We start from the raw sequence: 12,063 nt of genomic DNA on the forward strand, positions 1-12,063 counted from the left end.
GACAGCAGGGCGAGCGCCTTTTCGTGGTCGATCGATTCGACCGTCCAGCCCTTGGGCAGGCTGGAGCGCTTGGCTTCCTTGCCGTCGCCGCGCTGGACATAGGGGCCGAAACGACCACTGCGCAGCGTGATTTCCTCCGCCGTGTAGGGGTCCTTGCCCAGCACCTTGGTGCCGTCCTCGCCATTGGCGTTTTCGCCATTGGGGTTGGCGGCGTCGCCGAGTTGGCGGGTGAAGGAGCACTCGGGATAGTTGGAGCAGCCGACGAAGGCGCCGAACTTGCCGAGCTTCAGCGACAGGTTGCCGGTGCCGCATTTCGGGCAGATGCGCGGATTGGAACCGTCTTCCCGCGTTGGGAAGACCAGCGGCGCCAGTTCTTCGTTGAGCGCGTCGAGCACGTCGGTGACGCGCAATTCCTTGATGTCGGCGACCGCGCCCGAAAAATCCTTCCAGAAATCGCGCAGCACGTCCTTCCAGGCGAGCTTGCCGTCGGAAATCTCGTCGAGTTTCTCCTCAAGCGAGGCGGTGAAGTCGTATTCGACATAGCGCTCGAAGAAGCTTTCGAGGAAGGCTGACAACAGTCGGCCCTTGGCCTGCGGCAACAGCTTGCGCTTGTCCATGCTGACGTAATCGCGGTCCTCGAGCGTCTTCAGGATCGCGGTGTAGGTCGACGGCCGGCCGATGCCGAGCTCCTCCAGCTTCTTGATCAGCGAGGCTTCCGAATAGCGCGGCGGAGGCTCGGTGGTGTGCTGGGTGGCGTTGATCGCCTCGCGGTCGAGCTGTTCGCCGGCACGGATCTCGGGCAGACGGCGGTCCTCTTCGTCTTCCGAATCCTCGTCCTTCTGGTCGGTATAAGCGGCAATGAAGCCGTCGAAGCGAACGACCGAACCGATAGCGCGAAGCTCCGCCGTGCGGGCGCCGTTGACCGCCTCGATCTCGGCCGTGGTGCGCTCGATCTCGGCCGGCTGCATCTGGCTGGCGATGGCGCGTTTCCATACTATTTCGTAGAGCCGTGCCTGGTCGGCATCGAGATATTGCCTGACCGAAGCGGGCGTGCGCATGAAATCGGTCGGGCGGATCGCTTCGTGCGCTTCCTGGGCGTTCTTGGCCTTGGTCGTGTATTGGCGTGGCTTCTCAGGCAGGTATTTTGGGCCGAACTCTTTTGCGATCGCGTCGCGCGCGGCTGATATCGCCTCGGGCGCCATCTGCACGCCGTCGGTTCGCATATAGGTGATCAGGCCGGTGGTCTCGCCGCCGATATCCATGCCTTCATAGAGCCGCTGCGCCACCTGCATGGTGCGGCTTGCCGAAAAACCGAGGCGCGAGGAAGCAGCTTGCTGCAGCGTCGAGGTGGTGAAGGGCGGACCTGGATTGCGCTTGGTCGGCTTGGCTTCGACCGAGAGCGCCTTGAAGGTCGCACCTTCCAGCATCGCCTTGATGTCGTCGGCCTGCGCCTTGTTCGAAATGTCGAGTTTTTGCAGCTTCTTGCGGTCGAAGGCGGTCAGCCGCGCCTCGAAATTTTCCTTGCGCGCCGTGCCGAGGAGAGCTGATACCTGCCAGTATTCCTCGCGGATGAAGCGCTCGATCTCCAATTCGCGGTCGCAGACGAGGCGCAATGCCACCGACTGCACGCGGCCGGCGGAACGGGCGCCCGGCAGCTTGCGCCACAGGACAGGCGACAGCGTGAAGCCGACGAGATAGTCGAGCGCACGGCGGGCGAGATAGGCATCGACCAGCGGCGCGTCGATCTGGCGTGGGTTGGCCATCGCTTCCAGCACCGATGATTTGGTGATGGCGTTGAAGACGACGCGGCTGACCGGCTTGTCCTTCAGAGCGCGCTTCTGCTTCAGCACTTCCAGAACATGCCAGGAAATGGCTTCACCCTCGCGATCCGGATCGGTGGCGAGGATCAGGCCATCGGCATCCTTGACCGCCTTGGCGATGTCGGCAAGACGTTTGCTCGAGGCGGTGTCGACAGCCCAGGACATGGCAAAATCCTCGTCCGGACGCACCGAGCCATCCTTGGCCGGCAGATCGCGGACGTGACCGAACGAGGCCAGGACCTTGTAGTTCTTTCCAAGATACTTGTTGATTGTCTTCGCTTTGGCCGGCGATTCGACGACGACGACGTCCATGAGGTCTCATATCAGCTGTGGTGCGGCAGAAGAATTCCGCTGCGCGCGACGAAATCTCGTACAATTGTCGCTCACATGGCCGCGCTTTTGCATCCGGTCAAGGGGAAGCGCCCAAAATGCAATCCTGCATCGAGCGCGCAACCCAAGGGCGCGTCATGTGATATCCGCAATCCCAGATAAAGGGAGCGGCTGCCCTAATCGTTGGACAAGCCGGCAATGAATCCGGGAGAACGGGACAAATACTTCCGCGGATATAAGAGAAACATTGATCACGCGCCAGCCCTGCTGAAGAGACGCCCGGTATGATGCTCTGTCGGCGTGGCGAGACCGGCGTGGCGAGTGGGGCTCAATATGCCCAGCGGGACAGCACCAGAAGCTGGCCGCCGGAAGGCCTGCAGGATACGCGGCAGCCAGCGATTCTCCCGCCCGGTCAAGGCGGGGATCCGGGTCGGGGCTTAGTCGGCCTTGGCTATATGCCAGACGCCGCCGACGCCGTCGCCGGTCACATCGCCGGCCTTCTTGTCCTTGATGAACGTGTAGAGCGGCTTGCCCTCATAAGCCCACATCTTGGTGCCGTCGGTGCGCTCGACGACCGTCCATTCGCCCTCGGCCTTGGCATCGGCCTCGGCTTTCAGCGGCGGCCAGTTGGTGGCGCATTTGTCGTAGCAGTTCGACTTGCCCGTCTCGTCCTTGTCGTAGGTATAAAGGGTCATGCCGTTGGCATCGGTGTAGATCTTGCTGCCGCCGACATCGGCTTCCTTCCACGCTTCAGCGGCGTATGAGGCGGCGGTGCCGAGCAAAAGCCACGCAATGGTGATTGGCAGACAAGTCCGTGCGCCGCTATATCGGCGCCGATACAGTTGGAGTTTCGGGAATGGCATTGGATATCGGCTATGTCAGCGCGGTCGGGGCGGGGGCGATCTCGTTCCTGTCGCCTTGCGTGCTGCCGCTGGTGCCACCCTATCTCTGCTACATGGCCGGCGTGTCGGTCGATGATTTCCGCGGCAATGCCGGCGTCACGGCCAAGGCCGACGCGCGCAGCGCGCTGCTTTATGCCTCGATCGCTTTCGTTCTCGGCTTCTCCACCGTCTTCGTGGCGTTGGGCGCCGGTGCCTCGACCATCGGCCGGTTGCTGCGCGTCTGGCAGGAGCCGCTGGCGATGGCCGCCGGTGTGCTGATCATCCTGATGGGGTTGAACTTCCTCGGCATATTGCGCATCCCGCTGCTGTCGCGTGAGGCGCGCTTCCAGTCGCAGGGCAAGCCGGCCAGTATTGTTGCCGCCTATGTCATGGGACTGGCCTTCGCCTTCGGCTGGACACCCTGCATCGGACCGGTGCTGGGACCAATCCTGACGCTGGCCGGCGGCCGCGAGACGGTGGGCGAGGGCGCGGCTCTGCTTGCCGCCTATTCGCTCGGCCTCGGCATTCCGTTCCTGATCGCGGCGCTGTTTTCCGGCGCCTTCATGCGCTTTCTCTCGAAATTCCGCGTCCATCTCGGCCGTGTCGAAAAGGCGATGGGCGCGCTGCTGGTCGTCGCCGGCGTCTTTTTCCTGACTGGAGGCGTGCAGGCCATGTCTTATTGGCTGCTGGAGAACTTTCCTGTGCTGGGGCAGTTGGGATAGGCTCTTGAGTTGTGGACCTGCTGATTAAGAGCCAGCTGCTCTACCGTCTCACCGGAATTTAACCGCATTGGTGCAGCATGCGCCAATGCTAGACATGCGTTGATTCCCAACCCTTTTCATATGGTTGCCATTCCATGAGCCAGAGAACCTGCCTGTCCGTCATCCTCGCCGCCGGCGAAGGCACGCGCATGAAGAGCGCCGTGCCGAAAGTGCTGCACACAATCGCCGGCCTGCCGATGGTCGCCCATGTGGTCAAGGCCGCTGAAGCCGCAGGCAGCGGTGATCTGGCTGTGGTGATCGGCCATGGCGCGGACGAGATGCGCAAGGCCATGCAAAAGTTCGCGCCGAAGGCGGAGACCTTCGTCCAGGAAAAGCGCCTCGGCACCGCACATGCCGTTCTGGCTGCTCGCGACGCGATATCAAAGGGTTACGACGACATCCTCGTGATGTTCGGCGATACGCCGCTGATCGATCCTGAGGTGCTGACCGCTGCGCGCCTGAAGCTGGCCGAAGGCGCTGCCGTCGTTGTGGTAGGCTTCCGCACGTCAAATCCTTCCGGCTATGGCCGGCTGATCGAAAAAGGCGGCAAGCTCATCGCGATCCGCGAGGAAAAGGACTGCACCGACGAGGAGAAGAAAATCACCTTCTGCAATGGCGGGCTGATGGCGGTGGCCGGCAAGCATGCGCTGCAGCTGCTTGGTCAAGTCGGCAGCAACAACGCCAAGGGCGAATATTATCTCACTGACATCGTCGAGATCGCCGGCGGACAGGGTTTTGATGTCGTTGCCTCAGAAGCCGGCTTCGAGAACGTGCTCGGCATCAACAACCGTGCCGAACTCGCCGAGGCGGAAGGCATCTGGCAGCAGCGCCGGCGGCGCGACGCCATGCTCTCCGGCGTCACATTGATTGCGCCGGAAACCGTGTTCTTTTCGCACGACACCGAGATCGGCGCGGACACAATCGTCGAACCCAATGTCTGGTTCGGACCGGGCGTGACGATCGCCACGGGCGCCAAGATCCATGCCTTCAGCCATATTGAAGGCGCCACCATCGCCTCGAACTGCGATGTCGGTCCGTTTGCACGGCTGCGGCCGGGCGCCGATCTCCGGCAAAAAGCCAAGGTCGGCAATTTCTGCGAGGTCAAGGGGGCGACGATCGAGGAAGGCGCCAAGGTCAACCACCTGACCTATATCGGCGATGCCCGCGTCGGCGCCGGTGCCAATATCGGCGCTGGAACCATCACCTGCAACTATGACGGCTACTCGAAGTTCTTCACCGACATCGGCGAGGGTGCTTTCATCGGCTCAAATTCGTCGCTGGTGGCGCCTGTTACAATCGGCAAGGGCGGCTACATCGCTTCGGGCAGCGTGATCACTGAAAGCGTGCCCGACGATGCGCTGGCCTTCGGCCGCGCCCGCCAGAGGACGCTGGCCGGCAAGGGCAAGGAGTTGCGCGAGCGCTTCGCTTCGGCGGCCGAGGCCCGGAAAAAAGGCTAGCCTGACGGAACGCCGCAACGAATGGCATCATGTCTTTGACGGATTTCAGAAACCATTGAGGCAAGATAGGATACGTGCACGGATAAACTGAGCGATTGCGGTAACCGGATTGCAAGAGCGCTCTGTCATGGTGCATCTGTGCAGAACCGTCCCGGCTGATACGGGACGAAACGCAATGTGATTTTCGCGGCAGCCCGGGCGTCCCTAAATGGCGCTGGGTTTTACGCCGGAATCGGGGGCAAACGTCTATGTGCGGTATCGTCGGAATTGTCGGTCACTCGCCGGTCGCGCCACTCATCGTCGATGCACTGAAAAGGCTCGAATATCGCGGCTACGATTCCGCCGGCGTCGCCACAATCGAGCATGGCAAGCTTGGGCGCCGCCGCGCCGAGGGCAAGCTGATCAATCTCGAACGCCGGTTGAAGGACGAACCGCTCGACGGCATGATCGGCATCGGCCACACGCGCTGGGCAACGCATGGCGTGCCGAACGAAACCAACGCGCATCCGCATTTTTCCGACGGCGTCGCCATCGTCCACAATGGCATCATCGAGAATTTCGCCGAATTGCGCGACGAGCTGATGCGCGACGGCTACACATTTTCCTCGCAAACGGACACCGAGGTCGTCGCCCATCTCGTGGCGCGCGAGCTGGCCAGGGGCCTGAAGCCGGTCGAGGCCGCGCACCAGGCGCTGAAGCGGCTGGAAGGCGCCTTTGCGCTGGCCATCATGTTCAAGGGCGATGAGGACCTTATCGTCGGAGCGCGCAACGGCCCGCCGCTGGCCGTCGGCCATGGCGACGGCGAAATGTTCCTGGGCTCAGACGCCATCGCGCTTGCCCCCTTCACCAATTCGATCACCTATCTTGAGGACGGCGACTGGGCGGTTGTGCGCCGCAACGAGGTCGCCATCTTCGACATGGACGGCAACAGGGTCGACCGCAAGCGCCAGCAGTCGCTTAGCACCAGCTTCATGGTCGACAAGGGCAATCGGCGCCATTTCATGGAAAAGGAAATCCATGAACAGCCCGAAGTGATCTCGCACACGCTGGCGCATTATGTGGATTTTGTCGGCGGCGTCTCGAAGCCGCTCGACCTGCCGTTCGATTTCGCCAAGATTGATCGGCTGGCGATTTCGGCCTGCGGCACCGCCTATCTGGCCGGCCTGATCAGCAAATACTGGTTCGAGCGCTATGCACGGCTGCCGGTCGATATCGATGTCGCTTCGGAATTCCGCTATCGCGAGATGCCGCTGTCGAAGACAGACGCCGCCTTTTTCATCTCGCAGTCGGGCGAGACCGCCGACACACTGGCCTCGCTGCGCTATTGCCGCAAGGCGGGCATGAAGATCGGCGCGGTCGTCAATGTCCGCGAATCGACCATGGCGCGCGAATCCGACGTCATCCTGCCGACGTTGGCCGGGCCGGAGATCGGCGTCGCCTCGACCAAGGCCTTCACTTGTCAATTGTCGGTGCTGGCCTCGCTTGCCGTGCGGGCCGGTGTGGCGCGCGGAACGATCTCGCGGGAGCAGGAAACGACGCTGGTCCGCCAACTGTCGGAAGCGCCGCGCTACGCCAATCAGGTCTTGAAGCTCGACAGCCAGATCGAAAAGGTCGCGCGCGACCTCGCCCACTACAAGAACGTGCTCTATCTCGGCCGCGACACCAATTTCCCACTGGCCATGGAAGGCGCGCTGAAGCTCAAGGAAATCTCCTATATCCATGCCGAAGGCTATGCCGCCGGCGAACTGAAGCACGGGCCGATCGCGCTGATCGACGAGAACATGCCGGTGATTGTCATTGCCCCGCATGACCGCATCTTTGAAAAGACCGTGTCGAACATGCAGGAAGTGGCGGCGCGCGGCGGCAAGATCATCCTGATCACCGACAGCAAGGGTGCCGCGCACGCCACGGTGAAGACGATGGAGACGATCGTGCTGCCAGATGTGCCGGAAATCATCACGCCGATCATCTACGCGTTGCCGATCCAGATGCTGGCCTATTTCACCGCCGTGTTCATGGGCACCGACGTCGACCAGCCGCGCAATCTGGCGAAATCGGTGACTGTGGAATAGGCGTGGTTTAAAAAATTTCGCAGTTCCAAAGCCGGTTGCGGTTCACTAATGTTGCGCCGCAATCAGTGCTGCGGTGAACCATGTCCGATGCCCCCAAGACCTCAGGCATGACCCGGCTGCGGAATTATTTCCTGACAGGTTTTGTCGTCTGTGCGCCGCTGGCAATCACCGCCTATATCGCCTGGTCCTTCATCGGCTGGGTCGATTCCTGGGTGAAGCCCTATATTCCGGCGCGTTACAACCCCGACACTTATCTGCCGACGCCGGCTCCGGGATTCGGGCTGATCGTTGCCCTGGTCCTGATCACCCTGATCGGTTTCCTCACCACCAATATCGTCGGTCGCGCTATCGTCTTGTTCGGCGAGCGATTGCTTGGCCGCATGCCGCTGGTGCGCGGAATCTACGGTTCGCTGAAGCAGATCTTCGAGACCGTGCTGTCGAACAAGGGCGACATGTTCCGCCAGGTCGGGCTGGTCGAATACCCGCGCAAGGGCGTCTGGTCGCTGGTCTTCGTCGCCAGCGAGAAGGAAACGGAGATCAACCAGAAGCTCGACCGGGAAGGCGACCCGTTGATCGCGGTATTCATGCCGTGCACGCCCAACCCGACCACCGGTTTCCTGATGTATGTGCCGAAATCCGATGTCGTGCTGCTCGACATGACGATCGAGGACGGCGCCAAGCTGATCGTCTCGGCCGGGCTGGTCGCGCCGGAGGTCAAGACCAAAATGGTAACGTTGAACGGCAAGCCGATCGGCGTGCAGATCGCCAATCCGCCGGTGGGTGCCGGGCCTCAGCCGGCGCGTAAGAGCCGCACTGCCTCGTCGCGGCCGAACAAATAAAGCAGCATGCGAAGGGCGGCGCCGCGTTCGGATTGCAGCTCGGGATCGCGCGACAGGATCAGCCGCGCGTCGTCGCGGGCGGCTTCGAGCAGGTCGGCATGCGCCTCGATACGCGCCACTTGGAAACCCGGCGTGCCGGACTGGCGGGTGCCCAGCAACTCGCCTTCGCCACGCAGCTTCAGGTCCTCCTCGGCGATGCGAAACCCGTCCTCGGTCTCGCGCATCACCGACAGCCGGCGCGTTGCCGTCTCGCCGAGCGGGTCCTTGTAGAGCAGCACGCAGGAGGATGGTTTTTCGCCGCGGCCGACCCGGCCGCGCAACTGGTGCAGCTGGGCGAGGCCAAAGCGCTCGGCATGCTCGATGACCATGATCGTCGCATCCGGCACATCGACGCCGACCTCGATGACCGTGGTGGCGATCAGGATGCGTGTCTCGCCGACCTTGAAGGCGCGCATCGCCTCGTCCTTGTCGGCGCCCTTCATGCGCCCGTGCACCAGGCCGATCCAGTCGCCGAACAGCGGCTTTAGCGAGGCAAAACGGTCCTCCGCCGACATCAGCTTGATCTCTTCGGATTCCTCGACCAGCGGACAGATCCAGTAGATCTTCTGGCCGTCGGCGACGGCGTCGCGCATGCGGCCGACCAGTTCGTCGAGCCGTTCGAACGGCAGGGTGACGGTGCGGATCGGCTGGCGCCCGGCCGGCTTTTCGGTGAGCTTCGAAACATCCATATCGCCGAAAGCGGTCAGCACCAGCGTGCGCGGGATCGGCGTCGCCGTCATCACCAGCATGTCAGGCGCGTCGCCCTTGGCGGTGATGGCAAGCCGCTGGTGGACACCAAAACGGTGCTGTTCGTCGATGACGGCGAAGACGAGGTCGTGGAACGTTACCGTTTCCTGGAACAGCGCGTGGGTGCCGACAATGATGTCGATCTCGCCGTTGGCTAGGCCGGCCAGCGTCTCGGTGCGCTCGCGGCCCTTTTCGCGGCCGGTGAGGATGGCAACGTGCAGGCCGGCTCGCTCCGCCAAAGGCGCTATCGTCGCAAGATGCTGGCGCGCCAGGATTTCGGTTGGCGCCATCAATGCCGCCTGGCCGCCGGCCTCTACGGCGCGCCCCATAGCGAGCAGCGCGACAACCGTCTTGCCGGAGCCGACATCCCCCTGCAGCAGGCGCAGCATGCGTTCGGGGTCACCGAGATCGGCGTTGATTTCGGCAAGCGCCATTTCCTGCGAGGTGGTCAGCGAATAGGGAAGCGCGGCGCGCAGCTTTTCGACGATGCGGCCGTCGCCGACCAATGGTCGTCCGGACAGGCGGCGGACTTTTGCGCGCACCAGCGCCAGCGACACCTGGCCTGCCAGAAACTCGTCATAGGCGAGACGCCGCCAGGCTGCGCCGTCGACGGACACGTCAATCGGGTCGGCGGGGTTATGGATGCGGGCGAGCGCATCGCCGAAGGCAGGAAAGGTCTGGCGGCGCAGAAACTCGCCATCCTGCCATTCCGGCATCGCCGGCAAGCGAGCGAGCGCCTGGCCGATTGCCCGGCGCAGCACTTTTCCCGAGAGCCCGGCGGTGAGCGGATACACCGGCTCGACCAGCGGCAGGTTTTCCGCTTCGCTGGCCAGCGCGATGTGGTCGGGATGAACCATGGTCGGCCGGCCGTTGAACCATTCCATGCGCCCGGAGACCACGACATGCTCGCCCTCGGGCATCGCTTTTTCCAGATAGGCGGCGTGGGCATGGAAGAAGGTCAGCGCGATCTCTCCGGTGTCGTCATGGGCGTAGACCCGGTACGGCACCGATCTGTTGCCACGCGGCGGCGGCTGGTGGCGGTCGATGCGCACTTCGAGGGTGACGATCGCGCCTTCAGCCGAGCCGGCGATACCCGGCCGGTTGCGGCGGTCGATCACCGTGTGCGGCAGCACGAACAGAAGATCGCCGGCGCGCGCCGCACGATCGCCGAGATCGGCCGGCACGATTTTCTCGATCAGTGCGCCGACCTTCGGCCCGACGCCGGCAAGCGAGGTGATCGGGACAAACAGCGGATCGAGGAGGGAAGGGCGCATGATGTCAGCTTATGTCGCGAGGGCCGCAGCGCAAGGCTGACACCGCCCTCTATCCACGCTATATGCGCCGCTTCAGGCAAGGATGCGGGACAATGACCGGAACGAGACGATCCAGCGAGGGGCTCGACGCCCGCCGCCGCAAGCTTCTGTTTCGCTCATGGCATCGCGGCATGCGCGAAATGGACCTCATTCTCGGCAGTTTCGCAGACGCCGAGATCGGCGCCTTGACTGGCGACGAACTCGACCAATATGAGAGGCTCCTCGACGTTCCCGACACCGAATTCCTGCCCGTGGTCACCGGCGAACGCCCGGTTCCCGCAAATATCGACTGTGCCGTCCTGCAAAAGATCCTGGCGTCGCGCCAGGCGATGACATTCTGAACACGTGATTTCATGAGCTTGATCCCGACCATTGGCCTGCCGAAAGGCCGCGCCGGCCAGTTCATCGTCGACGGTGTCGCCGACGGTTACGAAGCCTTTGCGCTGGTGCAGGCCGCGGACGAGATCGCGCCCGACAAGCCGGTGCTTTTCGTGGCGCGCGACGGCCAACGCCTGCCTTCGATCGTCGAGGCGCTTTCATTCGCCGCGCCAGGCTTGCCGGTGCTCGAACTGCCAGCCTGGGATTGTCTGCCTTACGACCGCGTTTCGCCCGGGGCGGATGCTGCCGCATGGCGTCTGGACGCGCTCACCGCGATGATCGCGCTGGTGAAAAAACCGCACCGCGCCGTCATCCTGACCACCGCCAATGCGCTGCTGCAGCGCATTCCGCCGGCAAGCCTCGTCGAGGCGCAGACCTTCCATGCAAAACCCGGCAACCAGATCGACATGAATGCGCTGGTGTCGCGGCTGGAGATATCAGGCTTCGAGCGAGTGCCTACAGTGCGCGGCGTCGGCGAATTTGCCGTGCGCGGCGGCATTCTGGACCTGTTCGCGCCGGGATGGACGGAAGCGCTGCGCCTCGATTTCTTCGGCGACACGCTGGAATCGATACGCGTCTTCGACGCCGCCACGCAGCGCACCACCGGCCAGCGCAAGTCGATGGCGCTGCAGGCGATGAGCGAAGTGGCGCTGACGCCGGAAACCATCAGCCGTTTCCGCCGCAGCTACATCGAAGCCTTTGGCGCGCCATCGCGCGACGACGGGCTCTATGCGGCGGTCAGCGAGGGACGGCGTTTCGCCGGCATGGAGCACTGGCTGCCGTTCTTCTACGAGCGGCTGGAGACGGTGTTCGACTATCTTCCGGACACGCCTGTTGTATTCGACCATCTGGCGCATGAGGCGCTGGCTGAGCGCCATGCGCTTATCCTCGACCACTACGAGGCGCGCAGGAAGCAGGCCGACGGTGCGCTGAAGGACGCCGTACCGTACAAGCCGGTGCCGCCGGACCTGCTTTATCTGTCGCCCGAAAACCTCATCGCCTCGCTTGGCCCGCGCGAAGCGATCGACTTCACGCCGTTCGACGCGCCCGATGCCGGCGCGAAGAAAATCTTCCATGCGGGCTCGCGGCATGGCCGCAGCTTCGTCGAGGAACGCGCCGACCCCAACGTCAACGTCTTCGACGTCGTCGTAAAACACATTGCCGATGAGCGGGCCGCCCGCCGCCGCGTCGTCATCGCCGGCTGGACCGAAGGCTCGCTTGACCGGCTCGGCCAGATACTGGCGGAACATCATCTCGGCAATCTCAAGCCGGTCGCCACGCTGGCCGAGGCGGAAAAGCTCGAAGCGGGGCAGGCGGCGCTTGCCGTCCTGCCGCTCGAATCCGGCTTCGAGACCGAGAAACTGGTCGTCGTCGCCGAGCAGGACATTCTGGGCGACCGGCTGATCCGTCGCTCGAAGCGCAAGAA

General features: G+C 63.2%; 8 protein-coding genes and 1 pseudogene. 6 read left to right on the forward strand and 3 right to left on the reverse strand.

Annotation, left to right across the window (positions count from 1 at the left end; genetic code table 11):
• Together topA and E5W87_RS27975 are read right to left on the reverse strand one after the other, a co-directional pair.
• A partial coding sequence (gene topA / locus E5W87_RS27970) for a type I DNA topoisomerase (RefSeq protein ID WP_292404904.1) occupies positions 1–2,132 on the reverse strand: 2,132 nt, incomplete at its 3' end.
• 455 nt (positions 2,133–2,587) lie between these two features.
• Positions 2,588–2,932, reverse strand: coding sequence for a hypothetical protein (locus tag E5W87_RS27975; protein ID WP_292404905.1), 345 nt, complete (start codon positions 2,930–2,932; stop codon positions 2,588–2,590).
• Between the two features lie 74 nt (positions 2,933–3,006).
• Between E5W87_RS27975 and E5W87_RS27980 the strand changes: the two genes are divergently transcribed.
• The 4 genes from E5W87_RS27980 (at position 3,007) to E5W87_RS27995 (ending at position 8,160) form a co-directional block, all read left to right on the forward strand.
• Complete coding sequence (locus tag E5W87_RS27980) at positions 3,007–3,753, forward strand: cytochrome c biogenesis CcdA family protein (RefSeq protein ID WP_127291531.1); 747 nt, start codon at positions 3,007–3,009, stop codon at positions 3,751–3,753.
• A gap of 134 nt (positions 3,754–3,887) precedes the next feature.
• On the forward strand, positions 3,888–5,249 hold the full coding sequence (gene glmU, locus E5W87_RS27985; RefSeq protein WP_292404906.1) for a bifunctional UDP-N-acetylglucosamine diphosphorylase/glucosamine-1-phosphate N-acetyltransferase GlmU: 1,362 nt from the start codon (positions 3,888–3,890) through the stop codon (positions 5,247–5,249).
• Between the two features lie 248 nt (positions 5,250–5,497).
• Entirely contained in the window at positions 5,498–7,321 is a 1,824-nt protein-coding gene (glmS, locus tag E5W87_RS27990; protein WP_292404907.1) for a glutamine--fructose-6-phosphate transaminase (isomerizing), read from the forward strand.
• Positions 7,322–7,401: 80 nt separating this feature from the next.
• Complete coding sequence (locus tag E5W87_RS27995; RefSeq protein WP_292404908.1) at positions 7,402–8,160, forward strand: DUF502 domain-containing protein; 759 nt, start codon at positions 7,402–7,404, stop codon at positions 8,158–8,160.
• On the opposite strand, the gene recG is transcribed toward E5W87_RS27995, so the two are convergent.
• The gene (gene recG / locus E5W87_RS28000) at positions 8,112–10,220 is read right to left on the reverse strand and encodes an ATP-dependent DNA helicase RecG (RefSeq protein WP_292404909.1); all 2,109 of its coding nucleotides are present in this window, start codon (positions 10,218–10,220) and stop codon (positions 8,112–8,114) included. The two genes, E5W87_RS27995 and recG, sit on opposite strands and share 49 nt — an antisense overlap.
• Before the next feature lie 92 nt (positions 10,221–10,312).
• On the opposite strand from recG, the gene E5W87_RS28005 reads away from it, so the two are divergent.
• Positions 10,313–10,600, forward strand: coding sequence for a succinate dehydrogenase assembly factor 2 (locus tag E5W87_RS28005; RefSeq protein ID WP_292404911.1), 288 nt, complete (start codon positions 10,313–10,315; stop codon positions 10,598–10,600).
• A 12-nt stretch (positions 10,601–10,612) separates the two neighbouring features.
• Positions 10,613–12,063, forward strand: a pseudogene (locus E5W87_RS28010) (transcription-repair coupling factor); the annotation flags it as partial.

Origin of the sequence: Mesorhizobium sp. (genome assembly GCF_004962925.1) — a bacterium.
In the GTDB taxonomy this organism is placed as follows: domain Bacteria; phylum Pseudomonadota; class Alphaproteobacteria; order Rhizobiales; family Rhizobiaceae; genus Mesorhizobium.